We start from the raw sequence: 24,798 nt of genomic DNA on the forward strand, positions 1-24,798 counted from the left end.
ATGAGTACAATCACAGCTCAAGCTAGCAATAATAGCGATTTCAAAAAACTCCTAAGTACCATGAAAGGTCACCTTTTATTCGGTACTTCTCACATGCTTCCATTTATCGTTGCGGGTGGTGTACTACTGGCGCTGGCGGTAATGGCATCAGGTAAAGGTGCGGTTCCTGCGGACGGTTTATTGGCGGATATTTCTAATATCGGTATTAAAGGTCTGGTGCTGTTCCCAATTATTCTTGGTGGCTTCATTGGTTACTCAATTGCAGACAAACCGGCACTTGCTCCAGCGATGATCTCTTCTGGCATCATGGCTGACATGGGCGGCGGCTTCCTAGGTTGTATCGTCGCTGGTTTTATCGCTGGTGGTGTAGTTCTACAACTTAAGAAGATCCCTCTTTCTGCTAACATGACTGCGTTGGGCGCTTACTTCATCTATCCACTTGTTGGTACGCTTATCTCTGCAGGTATCGTTCTTTGGGGTATCGGTGAACCAATCAAGATCTTCATGGCGTCTATGAACGAATTCCTAGCTTCTATGGCTGGCGCTTCTAAAGTGGTTCTAGGTACGATTCTTGGTGGTATGACTGCATTCGATATGGGCGGTCCAATCAATAAAGTAGCAACGCTATTCGCTCAAACTCAAGTTGACACTCAACCATGGCTAATGGGCGGTGTTGGTATCGCTATCTGTACGCCTCCTCTAGGTATGGCACTAGCAACATTCCTATTCAAGAAGAAGTTCACTAAGCAAGAGCAAGAAGCAGGTAAAGCAGCAGCAATCATGGGTTCTATCGGTATCTCTGAAGGTGCTATCCCATTCGCAGCAAACGACCCTGTACGCGTTCTTCCTTCAATCGTTGCTGGTGGTATCGTTGGCTGTGTGTTCGGCTTCCTAACAGACGTACTGCTACACGCACCATGGGGCGGTCTAATCACGGCACCTGTATCAAGCAACATCCCAATGTACGTTGTGGGTATCGCACTAGGCTCACTAACAACAGCAGTTATCGTTGGCTTCTGGAAACCAGTTGCTGAAGAAGAAGCAGAAGACGAAATCGTAGAAGCAGCACCTGCACAAGCTCAAGCGGCTCCAGCAGCAGGCGAAGGCGAGTACGACATCGTAGCAGTAACCTGTTGCCCATCTGGCGTAGCACACACATTCATGGCAGCGAAAGCACTAGAGAAAGCAGGTGCGGCAGCGGGTCTGAAAATCAAAGTAGAAACTCAAGGTCAAAACGGTATCCAGAACCGCATCACAGACCTAGATGTAGCAAACGCGAAGCTGGTTATTCTAGCTCACGATATCCAAGTAAAAGACGCTCACCGCTTTGCAAAAGCAAACGTTGTTGAGTGTTCAACGAAAGAAGCGATGCGTAATGCAGCGACTCTTGTGAAAGCTTAAACCTTAAGCTCCTCCCCCTAAGAGCCCTTTCCCTCAAAGGGCTCTATTTATTACGAATAAGTCAATTCCAATCAATCCCTTCCACTAATGATAGTGTCATTTCTGCCGCTGAAACTTCTTTGCAACCCGACGAATTTTGTCCGCACCACAACGGCGTAAATTCATCTCGGTTTTGCTTCTCCATAAGCGCTCTTAACTGAGTCATTTCAATGGAAGCATATGGGAATTTCGGCGCAGACTCACAGATGTAACCTAGCTCTGACATCGCGCGATTCACAATGCCTCGTGCTGGTCGGCCCGAGAAAACATTGGTCACCGCCGTATGCTGCGCGCGCTCACTGGCAATCGCATATCGATGTAAAGATGAGGTTTTTGCCTCATCACACAACAAATAGGCGCTGCCAACCTGCACGGCACTTGCTCCTAACTTCAGTGCGGCTTCAACACCGTTTCTATCGGCAACTCCTCCCGCTGCAATAACAGGTAAATTCACACGCTTGACGATTTGCGGTAACAACGCGATCAAGCCTAATTGAGTAGATAAATCATCCGATAAAAACATGCCTCGGTGTCCACCAGCCTCCAAGCCTTGAGCGATAATGCCGTCAACGCCTTTTGCTTCCAGCCACAGTGCTTCATCCACTGTGGTCGCTGTCGAAAGGATCTTCCCTCCCCAGCCTCTAATTCGCGCTAACAAGTCATCGGCAGGCAAACCAAAGTGGAAACTGATCACTGGCGGTGCAAATGGTTCAATCGCGTCAGCAATATCATGATTGAAAGGCATCCTTGTCGGAGCGTTTGGCTGAGCCTGTACGGTTGCACCAACTTCAGCAAAATACGGTTGCAACGTTTTTTGCCACTCTTCGTGCTTGTTAGCGTCGTATTCCGGCATTTCATGGCAAAAGAAGTTGAGGTTGAATGGTCGATTGGTCGCCTGTTTAATAAGTTGGAGTTCTTTAACGATGGCTTCTTTATTCAGCATTCCACAAGGTAACGAGCCAAGCCCGCCAACATTACTCACCGCAATGGCCATTTGGCTATCTTGCACGCCAGCCATTGGGGCTTGAATAATCGGTAACTCTGTCCCCAAAAGTGTATTAAATACCTTGTTTATCATGATCTTTCCTTGAAAACTTAACCTTTACCTGTGATGGCTCTGCGCCATAGTTATCCAGACTAGACTTTCACATGATTAACCACTTATAAAGTTAAAGTGATGCATTTGTGCGCTATGCACTTTTGATAGAAATGACAAAGGGAGCCTATGGCTCCCTTGATGTAGTGGCGAACAAGAATTGAATGGCTATCGTGCTACATCTGATTCAAGCTCTAATTCTGCAACAGAAAGCATGGCAAACTCTTCCTCGGCGGTTGCTGCAACCAATTTGTTGCGGCTGTACAACCCATAATAAACACCACCGATAAGAAACAATCCCATTGTCATGAAAAAGGCTGAGGGATCAAAAGCATAAACACCTGTCATTGCGATCAAAGAAAGCACCAGAGAAATACTCGACGTAATTATCCCTCCAGGCGTTTTATATGGGCGAGCTAACTCCGGCTGTTTAATTCGCAATAAAATATGGCTCAAGGACATTAATGCGTACGATACCGTCGCGCCGACAACAGCCATCGCCAAGATTAAGTCCCCCTCCCCCGTAAGAGAAACCAAGAACCCAAAAACGCCCGGAACCAAAAGCGCACGAGAAGGCACTTTTTTGTCGCTGGTTAATGACAAAGTTTGCGGCAAATAACCCGCGCGGGAAAGCGCAAACACCAAGCGACTGTAACCATAAATGATAGAGAAGAAAGAAGCGATAAGACCAGCTAACCCGAGTAAGTTCACGGCCATTGCTATCGTTGAGTTGCCTGTAAGCTTCAGCGCGTCAACTAATGGCACAGCGCTATCGCCTATGACCTTTGAACCAACCGCACCAGCCAAAAGAACGACCACCAGAGTTGCGGTTAGTAATAAAAACAACATCGCACCAATGATGCCTTTTGGAACATCTTTCGCCGGATTTTTTGCCTCCTCTGCCGCTAAAGGCACACCTTCAACCGCAAGAAACAACCACATTGCAAATGGCAACGCAGCCCATACGCCATACCACCCAAACGGCAAGATTTCTGTTGCCTGAGCCGTCGCCGGAGCAATATCGAATAAGTTATTAACATCAAAGTGACCAATAAGCACAGCAGCAGTGATTAGAATAGCTAGCACAGCCAAACCGCTGATGACCATCATTACTTTGAGAGCTTCGCCAACCCCTGCCATATGAATAGCGATAAAGACGGCGTAGAAAAGTGCGTAAACAACAGGGCCATCGATACCAACCAATTCATTCACTGCTGAGCCAATAAAAATTACTATCGCAGCAGGTGCGAGCGCATATTCAATCAAAACTGATAAGCCCGTGAAAAAGCCACCTGTCGGCCCCATCGCCTGTCTTGCGAAGCTGTAACCACCACCCGCAGCAGGAATAGCCGCAGACATTTCAGCTAAAGACAATACTAGCGTGAAATACATTACTGCCATCGCGATAGCAGCAATAAGAAAGCCTCCCCATCCTGCTTGAGCGATGCCAAAGTTCCAACCGGCAAAGTCACCTGATATAACATACGAGACACCTAAGCCAGCAAGTAAAATCCAACCTGCGGTGCCTCTTTTTAGCTGCCTTTTGGCCAAGTACTCCTGATGTTTAGACATAGTAAATCCTTCTACTTTGATGAAATTAAAAAGTTGTCGCTGTGTTTATCTTCAACGCTTGCGCCACCTGGCTCATTGATGTCGGAGCGATCTTTCAGGTTCACTCCTGACAGTTGTAATTTTCGAGCCTCCTTGAGCAAGTAAAATGCGCGTTCACAGGCATCGTCATAATTGAGCCCCTGAGGGCGCACATTGGAAATGCAGTTTCTTTGGGAATCTTTAGAGCCTCGTTTAGCCCCCCAAGTGAGATACATACCCATGCTATCCGGAGAAGTTAGACCTGGCCTCTCTCCAATTAAAACCAGCACGGCCTTAGCGTTAAAACATTCACCAACATCATCCCCTACAGCTACTCTTCCTTGCTTTACGATTGTGATAGGTGCGAATTTCCATTGATGTTCATCATCAGCGCTTAAAAGAGAAATCAATCGAGTAACAACAGGCACGGCATGGTTTTGAATTGCGACGGAAGAAAGTCCATCAGCAATAACAATCGCAAGATCAATGTCAGTGTTATGCTCATTTGCTATCGAGTTGAGCGTTTGCCAAGAAGATTCATCGAGCTGCCGTCCTAAATCGGGCCTTTGCAAGTACATAAGCCGATCACTCACTTGACTGCTCACTACGACAGGAGGTTCTAAGGTATTTTCAAGAATCGAGTAAGAGTCAGATAAACCAGCAACAAGAGAGTCAACATTCAAACTGCAATGCACTGCATCCATAGCTTGGGCGTGATCCAGCTGAAATGAGAGTAACTCGTTGGTTGGTACACTGTTCCCGCTGCGACCCAGAGCGATCCGAGCAGAGGTGAAGTCGCGTAACTTGCCCCAAGGGTTGTGTGTGACAACTTCAGACTCATCTTGTGTGGACTGAGCAATGGTGATCACTTTACCCATGAGAATACCCCTTATTCAGTTGGTTAATTGCTCCCGAAAACGAGCGAGAGACTTGCTCACTTAACCGAACGTCTTGCACGCTCTCGAAAATCTGCATCTCCATTAACCATTGTTCAAACTCTGGAGCTGGCTTCAGACCGAGTACTTTTCTTGCGTAAAGGGCATCGTGAAATGAGGTAGTTTGATAGTTGAGCATGATGTCATCAGACCCTGGAATACCCATGATGAACGAGCACTCGGCCACACCTAATAGTGTCAGCAAGTTATCCATGTCATTCTGATCGGCATAGGCATGATTGGTGTAACAGATATCGCAACCCATAGGTAAACCAAGCAACTTCCCACAGAAATGATCTTCAAGCCCAGCACGAATGATCTGTTTGCCATCAAACAGGTACTCTGGGCCAATGAACCCAACGACTGTATTAACCAACAAAGGATCGAACTGTTTCGCGACAGCATAAGCACGAGCTTCGCAAGTCTGTTGATCGACCCCATGAAATGCATTCGCAGACAACGCTGTACCTTGTCCGGTTTCAAAATACATCACATTGTTTCCTACGCTACCTCGATTCAAAGACAATGCCGCTTCATGGGCCTCTTTCAAAATCGATAAGTCGATTCCGAAGGTATCATTCGTCCCTTGCGTGCCGCCTATCGACTGAAAAACGAGATCGACTGGTGCACCCATTTCAATGGCTTCGATCGTGTTAGTGACATGAGTTAACACACAAGACTGAGTCGGTATTTGATAGTGTTGAATCACCTCATCCATTAAGTTCATTAACTTAATAGCTTGAGGCACATTATCTGTTGCCGGATTGATACCGATAACCGCATCGCCATTTCCGTACATCAGACCATCAAAAATGGTCGCTGCGATACCGTTGAGAGAATCAGTGGGATGATTCGGCTGTAAGCGAGTAGACAAGCGACTCGGCAAACCAATCGTATTCCGAAAAGCCGTGACAACTTGGCATTTTTTAGCAACGAGAATCAAATCCTGGTTGCGCATAATCTTACTGACTGCGGCCACCATTTCTGGTGTTAAACCTTGACGAATTTTAGCCAACGTTTCACCATCGGCTTCTTCACTCAGCAGCCAATTTCGAAAATCCCCGACCGTCAAGTGCTCAATCGGTTTAAAGGCTTCAAGGTCATGCGTATCGATAATTAGGCGAGTGATATCGTCGCTTTCGTATGGAATAACCGCCTCGTTAAGAAACGTTTTAAGTGGTAACTCAGACAGCGCCATTTGTGCGACTACACGTTCTGCCGCTGACTGAGCACAAACCCCGGCTAACGCATCGCCTGAGCGCTCCGGTGTCGCTTTCGCCATCAAGTCAGCCAATGACTTAAAGGTATAGACTTTACTGCCTTGTTGCCGACGATAAGTTGCCGTCATTGCTCTTCCTCTTCACTATTTGGTTCGCTTTTTGCTGAACTATCAATAAGCTTTAAGAAAGTATTGCCAAATGTGTTCCGTAGCGTTATCAAAAACTGGCAACATTCATAAACCAAAAATAAACAATGAGTTACATAAAAGCTGCTCCAACATAACTCACAAAAAAGGAATGAGCATCACAAGGATGAGTGACCAAACACCCCAAACTGCACCAATGCTGTGCATCCATCACACAAAGGATGCAAACCAACAAGCTGCAAGCCTAATAAACTGGCAACAGGAATACGATCAACTCAGCGATGGCCGATTTTTAGGTCAAATTCGAGAACGACGATTTCCCAATTTCCATGTATTTCGAGAAGACAGTAACCGCTCACTAAGACAGCAATGCAGGGTTGAACAGGGAGGTATTTGGTTGGGTTTGAGTGCGGAAAATAAACCGCTACACCTAAATCACAGCAAGTTTAATGCAAGCCAGCTTTTGCTTAGACAAGGTGGTGCAGATTTTGAGTTAATGACACCTGAACAGTTTTCTATCTATGGGATAGTACTCGACAGAAAACTGGTTCAAATCATAGAAAAACAGCTCGAGTTAGACGGTATCGGCTGCAACACACCGCACTTAGCGGGACTAACAGAAAAGCACATTCAACAACTTAAATTCTACTTGGGTACTTTACTCGGTCCCACTGAATCGCGATGGTCTGACAGCACACATCAGGTGGTTTTAAAAGACATCGTTCTCGAACTGTTCTCAATCAGTTCACCAAGCGCAAGCCACCCGATATCAATCTCTCATCGTCAGCATGTGATGCGCCGCATAAAGCAACAGCTACACGACTTAGATTACAGAACTCCGATCACCGTCAGTGAACTGTGTGACGCTGTGCACGTCAGTCGCCGCACACTGCAGTACACCTTTGAACATTGCTGTAATACTTCGCCAAAGCAATTCATACACCGAATGCGGCTGAATCAAGTACGTAGAGTGCTACAAAGCCCTGAAGATAATCGAACAATTGCAGAAATCGCTTTTGACTTTGGTTTTTTTCATCTCGGGCAGTTCAGTCAAAGCTACAAGCGGCTATTTGGTGAGACGCCAACTGAAACGAGAAAATGGGAGTCCAGCAAATAAAATGACAGGCAGTATATTCTTTCGGATTCTGCGTTGGGGCTATTTTATGTAGTCGCAATGATTTTCTGAAACTTAGCATGAAGGTCTTCAAGTGCCGCTTCAACATCCGGTTCTGCACGGCTCAAATGTGCGATTAGCGTCATGAAGTAGCAGTCAAAAATCAACGGCATCTTGTCTTCAAGAACAGAGCTTCCGCTTGAAGATTCAAACAAAGCTTGGTTAAACGACTGGTAATAATCCAAATCCCAAATCACCTCTTTCAACAAGGCTCGGCTCAGCTCGACGTTCGCAAAATAGTAGCGATAGTATTTCTCCGTCAGCGCCAAACCAATGTCGATATCTGTCTTACCTTCCACACTGACTAGCGTTTCTTGGCTGATCTGTTGCAGTTGCGCCAGCATCCCTTCGCGCAAAATCGACAGTTTAGTCGGGAAGTGGCTGAACACCGTACCGTCGGCGACTCCTGCTTCTCTCGCAATCTGCCTTGTGGTCGTCATGTCATAGCCATTTTGAGCAAAAGATGCCCACGCGGCTTTTAGGATTTTATCTCTGGTTTGTTGTCGCTTCGTCATTGATGTATCTGCTTAATGAGCCTGAAAGGATCATACCTTGAGCGGCTGACATTGACAAATTGAGCGCGCTCAATTATAAAAAATGAGCACGCTCAATTTTTATATAAAAACAAAAGGAATCGCTCATGTACGTATTAAACAAACTAGGCCAAGGATTGATTTTCTTGCCGACCATATTCTGCTTTTCTTATATTTTAAGACCAATATTGATGGTGATTCTCATACCAGGTGGACTCGCACTTTTGGCGTTAATCGGTGGGGCAGAAGTCAGAGCAGAACTCAAAGCCATGTTGCTTGAGGAGCTTTTTGGGGTCAGTCCATCACACACCACCTCGAAAAAGGCGTGAGTGCGCGAGAAACGTTGGCAAGGTTAAGCAAAAAACAAAACGCGCAGGTATCGAGATCTCAATACCTGCGCGATATAGATGTGGTGAAAAGAGGACTGGCGTTAATCAGTATTCATATTCTGACCGATTCGCCATAAAACGCCACTAGGGTCAAACAAACAACATTCGCGCATACCCCAAGGTTGCTCGACCAGCTCAGTTAAACGCGAACCAAATTCTTCATGACCCACTTTGGACAAGTGCTGATGCCAGCTTTCTGCGTCTTCTACGAGCAAGTGCATCATGAAGTTGTTGCCGTGTTCTGGCTCATAAAAATTCTGTAAAAGAAACGCGCAACTGCCTTGAGAGAAGTACGCCACATCACCGAAGTCTGATGCCATATCAAAGCCTATCGCCTCATAAAAACGTTTTGAGAGCGCGTAATCTTTCGCTGGAACAAATGATTTGATTTCAACAATATTGAGGTTTTCCATTTCCAATTTCCTAAGCCCTTATCCATCAAACTGACTGACGTAATCACGCTCTACGCCTTCTATTCGCCTTGCGTATTTTGCTGCGATGGTAGTGGTACACACTCTACCATTTGCGTTTGTAACCACGTGATGAATTTATGTTCGAGTTCTGTACGCTTTTTATCTTGGCTCAATAAAACATAATTGCAACCTGATAGCACAAAAACAAATGGCGTGACCAAATTACCGCGCTTAATATCTTCTATAACAAAAGGATACGATCCCATCGCCGCGCCTAAGCCATCCACCGAGGCTTGTATGCAAAAATAAAAATGCGCAAATGATTGCTGAGTGTTGCCGTTGAAGGTTTCACAACGTGTTGATTGCTGCCAATCCGCCCAATTATGTGGGGCGGGATTGGTCATTTTCGGCGCGATGCTGGGCTTAAAGACTTAATGCGCTTGCGATCAGGTTTCGACCATAAAAAATGCGGCTACTAGAGCCGCATTACAATCCACAAACCTTAGGTCTGATAAGTGAAACGTTTATTGAGTGATAACGGTGAGCTTATCCCAATCAATCGTGAAGCGAATTTGTGCCTCAGTGTAGTGGCTCGTTGTGCCTTGATCGTACCAGTTACACGCATTGCGAGAGAAACCTTCTTCAACTTCTTTCATGCCAGCTCGTGCGATCATCTCCGTTTTTGGCTCTTCTCCGCGCTCAAATTCTGGTGTGAATACGTACTGGAATTTCGGTTTGAAACCGTAGATCAAACGCGGCAAGTTCTCTTCTGGTAATAGGTTCTCATTTGAACAACCTGTGTAGTGGTAAACACCCGCCCATTTACCGTAGTACTGGTAATCGTTGGTGTAAATTTGGCTAAGAGAGGTGGTCCACTTAACACCCATACCGCGTTCCATGGAAGCCTTTGGTTTGGCTGCGGTGACGTAATCCTTACTTGAGTAGCGAGACGTATAAGCCACACCCAGGTCGGTCGTCAACGAGCCAGAAAAACTTGGTGCCGAGCCCGGTGTTGCAGTCGCGGTTAAGCCGATAGACGGAGCAACCGTGGTTGTCGATACGGAAACATCATTGGCTTCGTTTTGCGGTGAGTAATCCTCACTAAATACCGGCGTGCCACCAGCTTGATAGATACTGTAGTCGAACGCGACTGGGTAGTTTTGAGTAAAACGGTCCACAATCGCAGCATCGTAAGTGTGTTTTACACCCGGATTACCTGGTACATAACCATTCCCTAGAGTGATCACGCGAGCCGCTTTTTTGTCGTTCTTTGAATTATGGAATAACTCAACCAGTAACTTCATTTGCACACGGCTACCACGAAACGCGTACGGGAAAAGCTCAGGCTCGCTTTGCATCACGACCTCATAGCTTTTCTTCACGTAACCTTCTAGCGCGATGTCATCAATCAAGACACTTTCTACAACCTTGTTATCAGAAGCAGCGGCAGTAGCGGAAATCCCTAACATTAAGGGAAGCAGTATTTTCTTATTCATTATTTTATTACCTTACTTGGGAACAGTCCCAATTTAAGCTAACACATTGAACAAGTAGCGACAATCAAACGAAAACGATTCACATTATCAATAATTTGACCTACACCCAGAAATGAAAAAAAACAGCCAACTTACGCTGGCTGTTTCGATGCAGTTAATGAATGACCCGTGCGTCCCCTTTAAATAACTGAGACAAATCGATAGTGAATATTGTCACTGTCGGACGTTTAGGCAGAGCATTTTCGATCGAAAACTCTGGCCCAGCTGGAACGAGGGGGAAGTGAATAGCCGTCGGCCACGTTGACGAAGCTTCATTACCGCTCGGCTCAGATATTGAGAAAGAAAACGCAGGTAAACGGGTCATAACACTTACCTCAAATGACTGATTCGCGGGCTCAAGCGAGCCCGCTTAGGTTTTGCAATGTTATTGTTGTTTTAACACTTACTTAATCACTAACGATTGGTAACGTTAGATATCAAGTTCTTTGTCTTCAACGTGGTTGGTGATCATCGCTTCAGTGGTGATCATCAAGCCAGCAACAGACGCTGCGAATTGAAGCGCTGAGCGTGTTACTTTCGCAGGGTCCAAGATACCCATTTCGATCATGCTGCCGTATTCACCTGTTGCAGCGTTGTAACCGTAATCGGCATCACCCGCTTTGACAGCATTCGCCACAACTGAAGCTTCGTCACCTGCGTTGGTTGCGATTTGACGGAGAGGCTCTTCCATCGCACGTAGCGCAACTCGGATACCCACGTTTTGGTCATCGTTGTCACCTTTTAGATCCGCCAATTCTTTCGCGATCTTAGTTAGGGCAACACCACCACCAGCAACAATACCTTCTTCAACCGCTGCGCGAGTAGCGTGTAGCGCATCGTCCACGCGGTCTTTCTTCTCTTTCATCTCAACTTCGGTTGCAGCGCCGATCTTGATCACCGCTACGCCGCCAGAAAGCTTCGCAACACGTTGTTGAAGCTTGTCTTTGTCGTATTGAGAAGTGGTTGTTTCGATTTGTTTTTCAATCGAAGCCACACGATCAGCAATCGCGCTTGCTTCTGCTGCGCCACCCACGATGGTTGTTGTGTCTTTGGTGATGGTCACTTTCTTCGCACTACCTAGTTGCTCTAGCGTTGCTTTTTCAAGCTCTAGGCCGATTTCTTCAGAGATGACCGTACCTGCGGTTAGTACCGCAATGTCTTCCATCATCGCTTTACGGTTGTCACCAAAACCAGGTGCTTTCACCGCAGTCGCACGCACGATGCCGCGCATGTTGTTCACAACCAATGTCGCTAGCGCTTCACCTTCGATGTCTTCAGCAATGATCAATAGCGAGCGAGAAGATTTCGCCACTTCTTCTAGCACTGGCAATAGCTCGCGGATGCTGCTGACTTTTTTGTCCACCAATAGGATGTAAGGGTTGTCTAGCTCTACGCTGCCATTTTCTTGGTTAGTAATGAAGTATGGCGACAAGTAACCGCGGTCGAATTGCATACCTTCAACCACAGACAATTCGTTGTCTAGACCTTGGCCTTCTTCCACCGTAATCACGCCATTGCGACCCACTTTTTCCATCGCTTCTGCAATGATTTCACCGATCGCGCGATCGCTGTTTGCAGAAATGCTACCCACTTGGGTAATGGATTCTTTGTCGCTGCATGGCTTAGACATTTCACGTAGTTTCTCAACCGCCGCTTCAGTGGCTTTGTCGATACCACGTTTTAGGTCCATTGGGTTCATGCCAGAAGCTACCGCTTTAAGACCTTCGTTGATGAAAGATTGCGCCAGTACAGTAGCCGTCGTTGTACCGTCACCCGCTTCATCATTCGCTTTGGACGCCACTTGTTTCACCATTTGCGCGCCCATGTTTTCGAACTTGTCTTTCAGTTCGATTTCTTTCGCTACAGACACACCATCTTTGGTAATGGTTGGCGCGCCGTAAGATTTATCAAGCACAACGTTCCGGCCTTTCGGGCCTAGTGTCACTTTTACTGCATCCGCCAGTAAGTTCACACCTTTCAGCATTTTTTGACGTGCGTCATTAGCAAATAATACGTCTTTTGCAGCCATAATTATCTCCTCAAAAAACTACTACAAAAATAATTACTCAACGATTGCTAACACATCAGATTCGGACAGAATCAAGTATTCTGCGCCGTCAATTTTCTCGGTTTTCACGCCGTAACCGTCATTGAAAATGATTTGGTCGCCCACTTTGACTTCCATCGCAGCGCGTTCGCCATTTTCAAGGCGTTTACCTAAACCAACAGCAATGACTTTCCCGCGGTTTGATTTTTTCACCGACTGAGAAGTTAAAACGATTCCCCCTTCAGATTTATTTTCCACCTCTTGTCTTTCAACAATTAGCTTGTCATTTAAAGGACGAATTTTCATTTTTAAGCGCCTCCTACTTGGAACCAAAAATAAAAGACAGAATAAACATCAAGATGGATTTGCGAGTCGACCGCTCGCTTTCGATGAGAATAATAAGGTCGAAAAATTGGAGTTCAAGAGGTGGATTTCATAAAAATTTTTTATTGAATTGAATAAAATCTTCTATCGAAACTTTTGACATTCACGACCACTTAAAACCTCTTTATGATGGAAAATGTGTTCAATCAAATCTAGAGTGGTTACATACTCTTAAAAAGGATAATCAAACAATGAAAAAGGTCGTATCTCTGTTTCTTGCAACATTGTGCGTTGGCTTGCTTTCTTTCAGCGTTGCGGCTTCTGAGCGTGCTGAGCAAGGGTGGCAACTGATTGAGAAAGGCGCAATGATTGTCGATGTACGCACGCCGCAAGAGTTCTCTGAGGGGCATGTAGACAATGCGGTCAATTTCCCTCTATCTGAGCTTGATAAACATTTCCAAGACGTCGATAAAGATCAAGCGATCGTATTGTACTGCCGCAGTGGTAACCGCTCTGGTAAAGCGTATCAACATTTGCAATCACAAGGGTTCACGAATCTACACAATGCAGGTGGCTTAGAAGAACTGCAAGACGCCAAATAATCATCTCTGTTCTAATTTCAAAAATAAAAGCGCAGAGGGCATTGCAGACTTGTTGCAACGCCCTCTGTTACTAAATAATTCTCTTCCGCTACTACTCTATTTGGGCCCGGCCTCAAACTGAATCAGGTTATCCGATATCTCAAGCCACGGCGCTTTGGACGCGACAAAAATATGGAAATTTGGCTTGTGGGATGGAGCATCATCCAAGACACCTAGGCGAATATTGACAATCCCATTGTTCTTTTTCGAATACAGGCTCGATCCACAATGGCGACAAAAACATAACATGGTATTTTCGCTTTTCTGATAAGTTTGAATATCCTCTTTTCCTTGGATAATGAGCAACTTATCTAGAGTAATACCGCCCGCCGATGAATAGTCAGAGCCAGTAAATTTTCGACATTCCGAGCAATGGCAATTTCCCATGTACTTGAATTCATCTGCCACTTCCAATTTCACCTTACCACACAGACATGAGCCTTTGAGTACTTCCATTTGAGTCCCTTTTTGTTATGAATCTAATTGAATTAGACGAATACACCGACACCTTGCCACTGCAATGCGAAAAATTAAAGGCAGGTAATACAGGTTTTCAAAAATGAAACGAAAATGTAAAACACTCTATTCAGAGGAAAGATAGGTGTGCTCAGCACATGAGAGCTCAAGCTATTGTCGATACAAAAACACCAAGCAAGACGCTTGGTGTTTTCTTAATATTTTGTCTAACACAGTCATCGCTCTTAATGAGAGACGCCGTGTTGAGAAAGTGTAGTGCTTAGAAAATGCAGTGCTTAGTAAAGCTGGTAGCTTCGTTTGCACTCCAGTCACCTTTTGGCTTATCTTTCAAGTTCTCACACCATTGCTCGCTGCCCACACCATCTTGAAGAACACAGTGCTTCGCAAAGTCTACTGCGTTGTCTGCTGTCCATTCTGTTTTTGGCTTATCGCGCATGTCGTTACACCAGCCTTCAGTGCCCACTTCATCACTACAAGCGGTTAAAGCAGAAGCCGCCAACATCAGCATGACTAGTTTTTTCATAAATTTAAGGTTCCAGTTGCAAACAATATTAAAATAAAACTCAATCGCTCCAACAAATGCCCATTCAACGGTCTGAACTAAGCAGTCACTTGTTGAAGTGACTTTTATATCAACTATAACGAAATTATCAGTCTACGTGTTAAGACACCGAAAAATTATTGAGCCAAGCTGCGTAAATGACACCATAAACACCTATAGGCTGCGCGCTTGCGTTAATGCGCTGATCTTAGAAGACCCCGTGCCAAAACATGATAAACGTAACTCTAACGCCATTTGCTCAAAGTGCTCGACCACCGCTTGAGTGCTTATAGTAGCCGCTTTCAAGACTGCGCCCGCTTGCCCAACGAGATTGGCGCCCAAATGTATGGCTTTCGCCGCTTCAAGTCCGTTATGCACACCACCTGAGGCGATCAAAGGTAATGTAGGATGCTGTGCTCGTATTTGAGTCAAACATTTTGCCGTTGGGATGCCCCAATCGCGGAAAAGTTCGGCTGCACGCTGCATTTTCGGATTATCTTGGCAATAGCCTTCAACCGCGCTCCAACTTGTGCCACCCGCGCCCGCTACGTCAATGGCATCCACACCGGCGTCAACCAATCGCTGCGCAACGTGACCACTTATACCAAAACCGACTTCTTTGATAATGATCGGAACATTCACGCGAGATTTAAGCTGCTCGATAGCGTGTAAGACGCCAATCCAATTATGGTCGCCATTTTTCTGAAACGCTTCCTGCATTGGGTTTACGTGTACAAACAACGCATCCGCTTGAATGGATTCAACCGCACGCTGCGCATTATCAAGTTTACCTTTGTCGCGCAATTGAGCGGCTCCAAGGTTGGAATAAAGCGGCACATCTTTGGCTAAATCACGAATGGTTTTGCCTAGACCTGCGTGTTGGCGCTCTTCTATGCTAATACGCTGCGACCCCACGCCCATAGCAATGCCTAATTCACTGGCAGCTTCAGCCAAACGACAATTGATCACTTCTGCGTCTTTTGCTCCACCTGTCATCGAGCTAATCAAAAACGGAAGCGCCAATCGGTGGCCAAGAAACTCTGTCGATAGGTCGATCGCCTGAAAGTCACATTCTGGCAGCGCGCAGTGTTCAAACTCGACAGACTCAAAGCCCGCCGTTTTATGCTTCATGCTCATGTCATGATGTAAAACAGCGTCTAGATGTAAATCTTTTCGGTTAGTTTGCGGAGCCATAATGTCACCCTAAAGTAAAACAGTCGCGCAGTATTGCGATCCTTATCAGTAACGTCAATGCGAATTTTCTGAATTCACGAGATTACTTTTCCGAAACCAGTAATGAATCACGACTTACTCTGACATTATAGGAAGAGAAACTCGCCTTCTGTTTTAAACAAGCAGGCGAGTGTTTCACCAAGTTGAAGTAATCAGCGTGCGAGACACCACGATAAAAATGGGCCGCATACTTCTCTAATTTACTTTGCGCTTTCTGACAGAATCAGAGACACAACGGTGCTTGTAGTGGTTGGAGCAAACTGCTCAGGGTCATCACAGAATTGAATTTTCCCTTTTTCTTCAACATGGAACAACGGCACTACCGAGTTCCCTTTGTGGTGCGCTAAATAGTCTTGATACGTAAAGTTGTCGCTCAATTTCGTGTGTTTTATCTCTGCACCGCGGCTCAATAAACTGGCCAGCTGGGTATAGCTTACGTTACCGCCCATCAGCAATTTACCGTGGTACTCCTGAGCCACGGAGTGCTTCTCGCTACCATTGCCGTTGGTTTTCACTTTTTGCAAGCAGTGAACTTTATCTTCACCAAACTCGTCGACAAATTGCATGCAAGCCATAATGTTGAAATGCTGGTCAGGCGTTAATGCAACGACTTGTCCCACCCCTATCAGGTTCAAATTGTCATCTGCGTGACTAGAAATCGGGTTCCCGTAGTAGTAATCCAGCCCCAACATTCGAACTTGACTGATGTACTCCCAGTTAGAATCGGTCATCAATATGCGGCGGTCATAGCGTGCCAACGCTTGACCAATTTCTCTGGCTACTCGGTTAGCACCAATCAACAAGAAGCCGCGTGGCGCTGGCTCCGCGACGCCCAGCATCAATGCGACAGGACGTGCCGTTGCACTTTGTAAAACAACCGTTCCGATGATCACCATGAAGGTCATAGGAACCAGTAAAATCGCTTCATCAATACCGTATTCGGTCAATTTGATCGCGAAAAGAGACGAAATAGAGGCAGCGACAATACCGCGCGGTGCAACCCAAGACAGGAACAGTTTATCTTTAAGTCTCAAGTTACTGCGGATGGTTGAGAGGAAAATCGACAACGGACGCGACACCAACTGCATAAATACAAACAGCAATAACGCGCCACTACCCAGCGCAGCAAAATCATCCAAGCTGATGCGTGCAGCAAGGAAAATAAATAGGCCGGTGATCAGCAATATGGTCAAGTGCTCTTTAAAGTGCAGAATTTGTTGAATATTGATGCCCTTTGCGTTGGCAAGCCACATACCCATTACAGTAACCGTGAGTAATCCGGCTTCAGACTCAATATGGTTGGAGACGGAAAATACGCCGAGCACGATCATCAAAACCGCAAATGGCTGCAAGTATTCCGGTAGCCACGCACGGCGCATAATCGTTGCGACTGCTGCGCCGGAGGCCGCACCAAGAATGACGCCCACGGCAATGAGCGTCCCGAACACTTCGACGCTATTTATCGCGCTGTGCGATACGATGAACTCATAAACCATCACAACAAAAAGCGCACCGAGTGGATCAATCAAGATCCCCTCCCAACGCAAAATATTAGCAAGCGTACTGTTAGGCCTTACCGTCCGAAGAAGTGGCACGATCACCGTCGGACCTGTTACCACGGTTAAACTGCCGAACAACATGGCGAGCTCCCAAGTAAAACCGAGGAAATAGTGCGTCGCAATACTGGTTACTGCCCACGAAATGATGGCCCCGATGGAAACGATACTCCAGACTGAGCCACTCACACCGCGAATTTCTTTGAAGTTTAGGGTCAAGCTGCCTTCGAAAAGAATCACCGCAACCGCCAATGAAACCAACGGAAAGAGCAAATTCCCTAAAATCTCATCTGGATTTAACCACTGCATAAATGGCCCGACAATCAACCCAGCTAGCAGCAAAAATAAAATCGCTGGTAAGCGCAATCGCCATGCCAACCACTGACAACCTAAACCAATGACCCCAACCGCTGATAGAACCAGCGCTTCATTACCCACTTGCATTAATCATTTACCTGTTTTGTCTTTTTTCGCGTGAATGCGCTATACCCAAATAACCTCGGGCGTGCGGTTCAATAAGCATGACTTGGCATGCAGACTAAACGGCTTACCTTCGACTCTTCGACAGCACGCCTCTGAAATGCACATTTTTGAGGTCACTTGGGTATCGCATCAGAATTATGAATATAGTTGAACCCCAATGACTTAACGACTCATTTCTGTTCATCAGATCTTAAAGTGACACACAAGTATGTCGCTTCGTCGAATTCATCATTACGCATTGAGTTTCATTATGTAGAATGATTCTTAAAGAAAGCGCGGAACCTAGCACTATATGAAGCTAAGGCAAAGCGCTTGGACTAAGCTTTAGCGTACGTGCTCAAAGTTAAGAATCGTGTGTCACGCGACGTACGCAAGGAGAAATGGATTGTACGTAATACTAGCACTGTTCATGGCGTTGCTCGCCATCCTCATCGGAGTGAAAGCCGCCAACCGAGCAGCACTTTTAGAAAAAGAGCTAACCAAACTTCGTGAAGAGGTAACATCACTGCGAGTCAGTCTAAATAAGGACTCGAACCAACCAACGCGTCAACAATCCAGCGTTGAAGAGGTAACAAAAGAGGCAAACTCCTCATCCTCTAAGGAGCATGACCCGATTACCGACCGAGCATCTTATCCAAACACGACACATCAAGCTCAATACCAGGCAAGCGAAGTTCAACTGGACGTTTTTAGTCAAGAACAAGAGTCTATATTGCCAAGTAGAGTGCAGAGCCTGTTTAGCAACATTCAAGAAAACTGGTTGGTTTGGGTGGGCGCGCTGGCAATGCTAATTGGTGGGGGGTATCTCGTACAGGTTATTGGTAGTCACATTGAGTTTTCGCCATTTATGCGTGTGTCCTTTGCGTTTGTACTCTCGTTACTTATGGTGCTTGTTGGAGAATGGTTCCACCGCAAAGAACAACAAAATCCTCAACGAGCAACACGAGCCCAAGGCTTTACTTATGTGCCTGCCGCCGTTACCGGAACCGGGCTAACTGGTATTTACTGCACGGTTATCTTTGCGTTTGTTGTTTATCAAATGCTGACGCCTAGTGTCTCGCTTATCATCTTAGCCGCTGCTGCATTTTGTAGCTTGGCTCTATCTTTACAGCAAGGGCCGTTGATGGCGGTGCTTGGTCTGATTGGTGGATATACCGCACCGTTATGGATTGGTGGAAGCGAGCCTAATTACTTCTTATTAGCTGGGTATATCAGCGCGATCTCGGTCGCGGCAACATTGCTAATGCAAAAAGTGCGTAGTGCATGGATTTCTCCAAGCATCGCGCTTCCACATGTTGTTTGGATGCTGTTGCTCATTGAAAGCATGCCGCTTGAGACGCTTTTTTCTTGGCTGGCTATTTATCTCTCAATTACGCTCTATCTTATTTTCGCCGTTCCAAGACTGGGTTGGACACTCAATCCTCGCTCTCATCACTGCCAGAATAAGTGGACAAATCCGCCGACCGCTACCTCTCTCGCGATTGCGTTATTGACCTTTTCGGCTGTCACTAGAATGCCAGAATTGGACACACTGCAAATGGTGTACTGTTATGCGCTGCTCGTTGCGACAGTATGGCTCCCAGCGGTTCGCACAGGTTGGTCATTGCGCGTATTTTTGCCTTCCATATTGGTCTCTGCGACCGCACTTGTTGTCCTCACTGTCGCGTTTGACGCTTTGTATATGCCAGAACATGGTGCCAGTATCTTACTCGCATTGGCCACCAGTATTGCACTGATCTGCTGTCGAACTTATTGCCAGTCACTCAGTGACCGATCGCAACTTAGCGGCGTACTTCTGTTGGTACTGGCTCCAGCAATGAGTTTGATTACGTTGTTTTATGTCGACGAATTTATGCAAGGCTACCTGTGGCACTGGACTGCATTCTGCGCATTGGTGACCGTTTATTACGTTGTACTTGGTCAGCGCTTACATTCGCTAGCATTGGAATGTTCTGCCGTCATGCACGCTTTAATCGTAGGCATCGCCTTTGTTTGGTTAAGCGATACCTGGTTGACGACAGCAATCTCGATACAAGTTGCGGTAATGGCGTTGCAGACGCAATCAGGGTTATTTCGCCCCGCAAGTTGGGCGATTAAAGTGGCGATGGGGATACTGGTCATCCGCCTCACACTTTTACCCTTCATCCCTGAATGGCAACCCGTAGAAGCAGGACATTGGGCTTGGGTTATTGTGAGTTACCTACCGTCTCTCATCATCCTGCTCTATGCTCGAGCAACGCTAAAGCAAGTGGACCTCGAACTGACCAACTGGTTTGAAGGCGCATTTTTGCATGTATTCTTAATGGCGCTATTCACCCAAACCAACTACTGGTTAACTGGGCAGTACGGCTATTTGGGACACCTTGATTTCACAAGCGCCATCGTTTTTGCTAACCAAGCGTTGGTTATGGGTATGGTGTACAGCTACCGTAGCCAATTTGCACAACGCTTAAGCCGCATCTATGAAGCCTACAGCTACCTGCTTTGGTGTGCCTTCGCATTGCTGATAATTTTGCTTAATACGGCAGAGTCGCCATTGGTGACTGACAACGTCTCAGCCCAAGCTCTTCCCGTTATTAATATGCTAAGCGTCGGCTGGTTGCTGCCAGCTTGTATCCTACTTATCGCAACATTTAGAGGCTGGAATACGTTACAGGTTCATCGATTTGCGGTTGCTAGCCTAGGCTTTGCACTTGCTGCTATTTGGTTAGGTATGTCTATCCGTCAATTCTGGCAAACCACATCCATGATGCTGTACCAACCGACTAGCATGGCAGAACTGTTCAGTTATTCAGTAGCAGGTTTGCTCGTAGGTGGATTGCTTACTTGGCGCGGTGTGACACACAGAGGGTTGATGATGCAGCGCGTGGGTCTAGTGGTTTTAGCTTTTGTCGCACTAAAAGTATTCTTATGGGATGTTAGTTCTCTGGATGGGTTCTGGAGAGCAATCAGCTTCTTAGGTTTAGGAGCATCTTTAATCGCGCTTGGGTGGTTATTCCAGAAATTGAATCGCTCGGTGGCAAAAGCACTCGAACCATAAACGAATTAAAGAGAGATTCCCGACAATGCACCGTTCTCGTTATTGGGGGGCGATAGCGATGCAAAGCCGGGAATCATTGGAGTGTTCGTTATTTTAGCAACGCAACAACCGTATGACGACGCACGTTTGCTTGTGCATTCAACGCTTGAAAAGTCGAGGTAAACTCACCAGACTTCTGCACAAAACCATCCAGTTTTGCATTCACATCATCCACAGAAAGCTGCGCGGTTTTATTTTGAATTGAGCGCATTTGAGTATTCAACTCTCCATGAAATGCTTTCGCTTCCTGCAAGCTCGTTTGCACTTGTCTTAGGTGCTGGTTCACTTTGGCAATCGTCTGTTTCATGCCATCGCGTGACGCCAAATCAAACCCAAGTTCTGCAATACCATCTGGCTCTGACTTTAGATTTAGAACGTTCGGCTGGCCCGCAGGAAAACGGTGCCCTTCGCCCGTGACCATCACTTTCTGCTGCATTTGCTGATAAGCGTTGTCTCTGGCTTCAAATAAAATACTGCCATCGTCAGCTAATGAGGCACGCATCCCTAAAGCAATCAAGCTTCGATCAAGCATTTTGACAGTTCGAGCACCATCGGCTTGTCCATCGAACTGAATCATTACCGCTTGACCCTGAGGGAAATCCAAACGAATTTGCTCAGCTTTGTCACTTAAGCGATGCACGTTCAAGCCAGGAATAGAAAAGCGACGAATGTCTGCTTTATCTAGCTTTAAATGCAGTTCGTTGTTGAGCACTTTCTGGCCGTCGAAACGAGCATGCTCCACAACGTTCTGAATGGTGGCTTTAGAACGAACCAATGTATCCTGCAAGCCAGGTACATTTTGCACGCCTTGATTCACCGCTTGCGTCAAACCACGTTTAATTTGAGTCAGCTCTTTGCCAATCACCTGCAACGATTTCGATGCGATCTGCACTGCCGTCGCTTGCTGCTGACCCTGGGTCAGTTGAATCCCAGAGACAGAGTAGGCTGACGCAGTGTCAGCCTGAACTTGCGCCGGGCGCGGTTTAATTGCAGTACTTGAGTCTGCAGAACGGGTCGGCATGATAGAGGCTTGTTCTTGCCCACCCAAGCGTATGCTATGGGGTCTAACCTCTACTGTACTCATTACCATAAAAGAACTTCCTAACCTTATAGACGGTCAAACAACGATAGATCATTGATCTTTACATAGCTCGCTTGCGTTGCTTGCAAAGCCGCCATGTAATTGCTCAAGCGTACCGATGCTTCACCGTAATCCAGAGCTGAGAGGTCACCTGATACTTTATCGACGAACAGTTTATTCTCACCATGAGCACCGCCAACCAAATCTAGGTTATTGTGTCGACCACCAATCTCCGTCATCGTGCCAAGTACGCTTGCCAACGTATCATCAATGGCACTCAGGCTTGCGTCCACTTCAGCTTGGAAATTCGGACTCGGGTTCTCAAATTCTGTAATTAGATTATTAATTTGATCCAGTACGTTTTTGCCGCCACCAAGGTCCAAAATGTCCTTTGCCGTCATGTTGGAATCCATCGTTACGCCTTTCGCAATCGTCACGACACGTTTATCGCTGTTGCCTTCGATGACATAACTACCGCTTGCGCTATTTATAGCAGGGGTGTCAGTTTTGGTGCCTGAAAATAGGTAGTGCCCTTCTTCATCCTGAGCATTGAAAGACGACTCAATTGAATCACGATAGCTCTTTAGCTCCGTGATCATACCGGTACGGTCTTGATCAGTCAGTGAGCCATTCGCGCCCCATAATGCAATATCACGCATGCTCATTAGGCTCTCTTTCACTGAGTCTAAATGTGTTTCTTGACTCGAAAGCGTGGTTTTGACGTTTGCGATATTGTTTTGATATTGGGCGATGGCACTGTTTTCACGATCCAAATTAAGCAGCTTAATCGATGCCATTGGATCGTCAGATAGTTTAGTTAGACGCTCACCTGTCGTCATTTGTTGTAGCACGTGCCCCAGACCTGCATTGTTACCTTGCAGGCTTTGCAGCATCATTTGGCTAAATTGATTGTCACTGATTCGCATCTGGGTTTCCTTTAGAATAACTGCAATACAGAATCGAACAGCTGATTCGCTGTGCTGATCACTTTCATGTTGGCATTGTGTGCATTAGCAAACGTCATTAAGTTAGCCGCTTCTTCATCACTGTTAACGGCACTCACATTGTCACGAGCCGCATGTGCTTGCTTGTTCATGGCTAACTTAGCTTGGTAATCGGCGTCTGCTTGGCGTGCTTTAATCGCGGTTTGACCCACCATAGAACTGAATGCGTCATTCAAACTCACTGAGCCATAGCCAGTCACAGAAACAGGCTTGTTGCTTAAATTAATCAACGACTGCAATACATCCGCATTACCTGGCGTACCATCACTTGAAAACGCAAGCTCACCTGGAGTCAACTCAGTGATATCCAAACTTGCCGCTGGGTTGGCAGGGTCGTAGCTGAACAATGGTTTACCTGGGTTACCATTTAAATCTTGTCCAGTAGCGAGCACAGCGTTGTATTCATCCGCTAATGCTTTCGCCATGTCATTCAAAGCCAATTGGTTTGGTTTTAATACATCGGTTTGATAATCGTTAATCGCACCTAATTTGCCACCAAGAGAGTCACCAATCGCAAAACTTTGGCTTGAGAATGTTACGTGTAAGTCTGCTACGTAAGGGTCACTAGGATCTGGAACGGCTGCGAGTTTGCCATGGTCCGTGCCCATCACAAGTGGCTGACCAGAGGTCAACGTTACCTGAACACTGCCGTCAGGCTGTTCTGTTGTTCTGATTTCGATGGTTTGAGATAACTCGCCGATCAATTTATCTCGTTCATCCATAAGTTGCGATGGGTTGCCGCCTGTTCCTTGCATTTCAACCAGCTGCTTGTTTACCTTCGCGATGTTTTCCATGAGGCTATTCGCGTGGTTGAGTGCCGCATTACGCTGGTCGCTCATATCTTTATGTTGGTTGTGCAAAGACTCGGTCAACGTATTAAAGCGGCGCGCCAACGCTTCAGATTCGTTGATGATTTGTTGACGGTAAGGGATCGACTCAGGCTTAACCGTAGCATCGTTAAGCGCAGCGTTTAGAGAGTCCAAACCAGCAGAAATACTGAAGCCATCGGCCCCTAGCGTATTTTCCAATTGGCTCATGTTGCTGGTGTAGCCAGAAGCGTACGCCGCCATACTGTTAGTGGACCACGTTTGCTTAATCAGAAATTGGTCTGTAACGCGGCGAATGCTGGTGACCTCTACCCCTAAACCAGGGCTTAAGCGGTTAGCTTTTCCGTCATCGACTGATGCCATCAACGCTTGTTGACGGCTGTAGCCCACAGTATTCACGTTCGCCACGTTTTGTGCCGTTACGTCTAAGGCCACGCGGTTCGCGCCTAAACCTGAAAGGGCAATATTAACTAGGTTCATTTACAGCTCCATTTTCCTGATCAACGGCTGAGAAAACGCGGTAGTCATACCGGCCTCACCGAGCACCTGTTTTACAGAGGCGACGGCTTGAGAGGCGGTATTAAATAAGCTTGAGTTCCCCTCAATCTCGTTAGCATCAAGCTGTGAGATAGATTCAGAATTCGCACCTTTACCATCGTTTGCAGATGAGATGTTACGCGCAGCATCAAAGGCGACTTCGCGCATAGAGGGGCTAAGTTGCTGGATGAGCATATTGGCAATGCCAGAGCTCTGCTTTTTTGCCAGTTCCATTGCCAGTTGCCCATCGTACATATCGCGGAAAACACCTTGCTGTTGGCTCGCAAACGGGCTGTCTTTATCCGCTAGAACATCGCTGCTGCTGCGCATTTGACGCAGCACCATTTGTAAAAACATCGCCTCAAATTGACCCGCCACTACTTCAAGCGCGCCTTCCTGATCTCGACTCTGCTTGATGTTGGCAAGTGCGCTGTTGTCGTGATACAGCATCGAATTCAGTTGAGTTTGTTCATTGGTACTGTCTAGTTTCATCCTTA

The 24,798-nt window shown here is 46.4% G+C and carries 23 protein-coding genes and 1 pseudogene; 5 read left to right on the forward strand and 19 right to left on the reverse strand.

Annotated elements, in window-relative coordinates; translation table 11 throughout:
• Positions 1-1,401: a fructose-specific PTS transporter subunit EIIC gene (locus ACHFJ9_RS03760; protein WP_152813424.1), complete on the forward strand. Its 1,401-nt coding sequence runs from the start codon at positions 1-3 to the stop codon at positions 1,399-1,401.
• A gap of 61 nt (positions 1,402-1,462) precedes the next feature.
• Here the strand turns inward: ACHFJ9_RS03760 and ACHFJ9_RS03765 are convergent, their stop codons facing one another.
• The 4 genes from ACHFJ9_RS03765 to ACHFJ9_RS03780 form a co-directional block, all read right to left on the reverse strand.
• Complete coding sequence (locus ACHFJ9_RS03765) at positions 1,463-2,518, reverse strand: NAD(P)H-dependent flavin oxidoreductase (RefSeq protein WP_395355309.1); 1,056 nt, start codon at positions 2,516-2,518, stop codon at positions 1,463-1,465.
• Between the two features lie 186 nt (positions 2,519-2,704).
• Positions 2,705-4,108: an ethanolamine permease gene (eat, locus tag ACHFJ9_RS03770; protein ID WP_005398344.1), complete on the reverse strand. Its 1,404-nt coding sequence runs from the start codon at positions 4,106-4,108 to the stop codon at positions 2,705-2,707.
• Positions 4,109-4,119: 11 nt separating this feature from the next.
• Positions 4,120-5,004, reverse strand: coding sequence for an ethanolamine ammonia-lyase subunit EutC (gene eutC / locus ACHFJ9_RS03775; protein ID WP_104972275.1), 885 nt, complete (start codon positions 5,002-5,004; stop codon positions 4,120-4,122).
• Positions 4,997-6,409 (reverse strand): ethanolamine ammonia-lyase subunit EutB, encoded by a 1,413-nt coding sequence (locus ACHFJ9_RS03780; protein WP_139060796.1) that lies wholly within the window; start codon positions 6,407-6,409, stop codon positions 4,997-4,999. The genes eutC and ACHFJ9_RS03780 overlap by 8 nt, the downstream gene beginning before the upstream one ends.
• Before the next feature lie 184 nt (positions 6,410-6,593).
• Between ACHFJ9_RS03780 and ACHFJ9_RS03785 the strand changes: the two genes are divergently transcribed.
• Positions 6,594-7,544 carry a helix-turn-helix domain-containing protein gene (locus ACHFJ9_RS03785; RefSeq protein WP_237309371.1) on the forward strand — a complete coding sequence of 317 codons (951 nt, stop codon included), beginning with the start codon at positions 6,594-6,596 and terminating at the stop codon, positions 7,542-7,544.
• Positions 7,545-7,588: 44 nt separating this feature from the next.
• On the opposite strand, the gene ACHFJ9_RS03790 is transcribed toward ACHFJ9_RS03785, so the two are convergent.
• Positions 7,589-8,116 carry a TetR/AcrR family transcriptional regulator gene (locus tag ACHFJ9_RS03790; protein ID WP_256936723.1) on the reverse strand — a complete coding sequence of 176 codons (528 nt, stop codon included), beginning with the start codon at positions 8,114-8,116 and terminating at the stop codon, positions 7,589-7,591.
• A gap of 125 nt (positions 8,117-8,241) precedes the next feature.
• On the opposite strand from ACHFJ9_RS03790, the gene ACHFJ9_RS03795 reads away from it, so the two are divergent.
• Complete coding sequence (locus ACHFJ9_RS03795; RefSeq protein WP_005481464.1) at positions 8,242-8,463, forward strand: hypothetical protein; 222 nt, start codon at positions 8,242-8,244, stop codon at positions 8,461-8,463.
• Between the two features lie 101 nt (positions 8,464-8,564).
• Here ACHFJ9_RS03795 and ACHFJ9_RS03800 read toward each other — a convergent pair whose 3' ends face one another.
• The 6 genes and pseudogenes from ACHFJ9_RS03800 to ACHFJ9_RS03825 all read right to left on the reverse strand — a co-directional run bounded on the left by ACHFJ9_RS03800 (position 8,565) and on the right by ACHFJ9_RS03825 (position 12,824).
• The gene (locus tag ACHFJ9_RS03800; protein ID WP_005395273.1) at positions 8,565-8,936 is read right to left on the reverse strand and encodes a VOC family protein; all 372 of its coding nucleotides are present in this window, start codon (positions 8,934-8,936) and stop codon (positions 8,565-8,567) included.
• Positions 8,937-8,995: 59 nt separating this feature from the next.
• Positions 8,996-9,325, reverse strand: a pseudogene (locus ACHFJ9_RS03805) (LysR family transcriptional regulator); the annotation flags it as partial.
• Between the two features lie 135 nt (positions 9,326-9,460).
• Complete coding sequence (locus ACHFJ9_RS03810; RefSeq protein WP_104970249.1) at positions 9,461-10,432, reverse strand: leukocidin family pore-forming toxin; 972 nt, start codon at positions 10,430-10,432, stop codon at positions 9,461-9,463.
• Between the two features lie 154 nt (positions 10,433-10,586).
• A complete protein-coding gene (locus ACHFJ9_RS03815) occupies positions 10,587-10,796 on the reverse strand; it encodes a hypothetical protein (protein WP_005395278.1) in 210 nt (69 codons plus the stop codon).
• A gap of 105 nt (positions 10,797-10,901) precedes the next feature.
• Positions 10,902-12,500, reverse strand: coding sequence for a chaperonin GroEL (gene groL / locus ACHFJ9_RS03820; protein ID WP_005395280.1), 1,599 nt, complete (start codon positions 12,498-12,500; stop codon positions 10,902-10,904).
• A gap of 33 nt (positions 12,501-12,533) precedes the next feature.
• Positions 12,534-12,824, reverse strand: a complete 291-nt coding sequence (locus tag ACHFJ9_RS03825) for a co-chaperone GroES (protein ID WP_005373989.1) — start codon at positions 12,822-12,824, stop codon at positions 12,534-12,536.
• A 269-nt stretch (positions 12,825-13,093) separates the two neighbouring features.
• On the opposite strand from ACHFJ9_RS03825, the gene ACHFJ9_RS03830 reads away from it, so the two are divergent.
• The gene (locus ACHFJ9_RS03830; RefSeq protein WP_343429425.1) at positions 13,094-13,444 is read left to right on the forward strand and encodes a rhodanese-like domain-containing protein; all 351 of its coding nucleotides are present in this window, start codon (positions 13,094-13,096) and stop codon (positions 13,442-13,444) included.
• A gap of 96 nt (positions 13,445-13,540) precedes the next feature.
• Here the strand turns inward: ACHFJ9_RS03830 and ACHFJ9_RS03835 are convergent, their stop codons facing one another.
• From ACHFJ9_RS03835 to ACHFJ9_RS03850, 4 genes are all read right to left on the reverse strand, one after another.
• Complete coding sequence (locus tag ACHFJ9_RS03835; protein WP_317411110.1) at positions 13,541-13,939, reverse strand: GFA family protein; 399 nt, start codon at positions 13,937-13,939, stop codon at positions 13,541-13,543.
• A 280-nt stretch (positions 13,940-14,219) separates the two neighbouring features.
• Positions 14,220-14,483, reverse strand: coding sequence for a DUF3012 domain-containing protein (locus ACHFJ9_RS03840; protein ID WP_005395285.1), 264 nt, complete (start codon positions 14,481-14,483; stop codon positions 14,220-14,222).
• Between the two features lie 192 nt (positions 14,484-14,675).
• Positions 14,676-15,695: a type 2 isopentenyl-diphosphate Delta-isomerase gene (gene fni, locus ACHFJ9_RS03845; protein WP_395355316.1), complete on the reverse strand. Its 1,020-nt coding sequence runs from the start codon at positions 15,693-15,695 to the stop codon at positions 14,676-14,678.
• Between the two features lie 239 nt (positions 15,696-15,934).
• Positions 15,935-17,734 carry a cation:proton antiporter gene (locus ACHFJ9_RS03850; RefSeq protein WP_104970251.1) on the reverse strand — a complete coding sequence of 600 codons (1,800 nt, stop codon included), beginning with the start codon at positions 17,732-17,734 and terminating at the stop codon, positions 15,935-15,937.
• A gap of 448 nt (positions 17,735-18,182) precedes the next feature.
• Here ACHFJ9_RS03850 and ACHFJ9_RS03855 point away from each other — a divergent pair, with 448 nt between their 5' ends.
• Positions 18,183-20,813 (forward strand): DUF2339 domain-containing protein, encoded by a 2,631-nt coding sequence (locus tag ACHFJ9_RS03855; RefSeq protein ID WP_395355336.1) that lies wholly within the window; start codon positions 18,183-18,185, stop codon positions 20,811-20,813.
• Between the two features lie 88 nt (positions 20,814-20,901).
• Here ACHFJ9_RS03855 and ACHFJ9_RS03860 read toward each other — a convergent pair whose 3' ends face one another.
• Genes ACHFJ9_RS03860 through ACHFJ9_RS03875 form a run of 4 tightly spaced genes read right to left on the reverse strand, consistent with a single transcriptional unit; the run spans position 20,902 to position 24,793 of the window.
• Positions 20,902-21,942 carry a hypothetical protein gene (locus ACHFJ9_RS03860; RefSeq protein WP_012842382.1) on the reverse strand — a complete coding sequence of 347 codons (1,041 nt, stop codon included), beginning with the start codon at positions 21,940-21,942 and terminating at the stop codon, positions 20,902-20,904.
• Between the two features lie 17 nt (positions 21,943-21,959).
• On the reverse strand, positions 21,960-22,859 hold the full coding sequence (gene flgL / locus ACHFJ9_RS03865; RefSeq protein ID WP_005395290.1) for a flagellar hook-associated protein FlgL: 900 nt from the start codon (positions 22,857-22,859) through the stop codon (positions 21,960-21,962).
• Positions 22,860-22,870: 11 nt separating this feature from the next.
• Positions 22,871-24,244, reverse strand: coding sequence for a flagellar hook-associated protein FlgK (gene flgK, locus ACHFJ9_RS03870; RefSeq protein WP_005395291.1), 1,374 nt, complete (start codon positions 24,242-24,244; stop codon positions 22,871-22,873).
• A complete protein-coding gene (locus ACHFJ9_RS03875; RefSeq protein WP_005395292.1) occupies positions 24,245-24,793 on the reverse strand; it encodes a rod-binding protein in 549 nt (182 codons plus the stop codon). It lies immediately after the preceding gene.
• Positions 24,794-24,798: the final 5 nt, after the last annotated feature.

Source organism: Vibrio sp. D3 (assembly GCF_043995865.1).
GTDB lineage: Bacteria > Pseudomonadota > Gammaproteobacteria > Enterobacterales > Vibrionaceae > Vibrio > Vibrio diabolicus.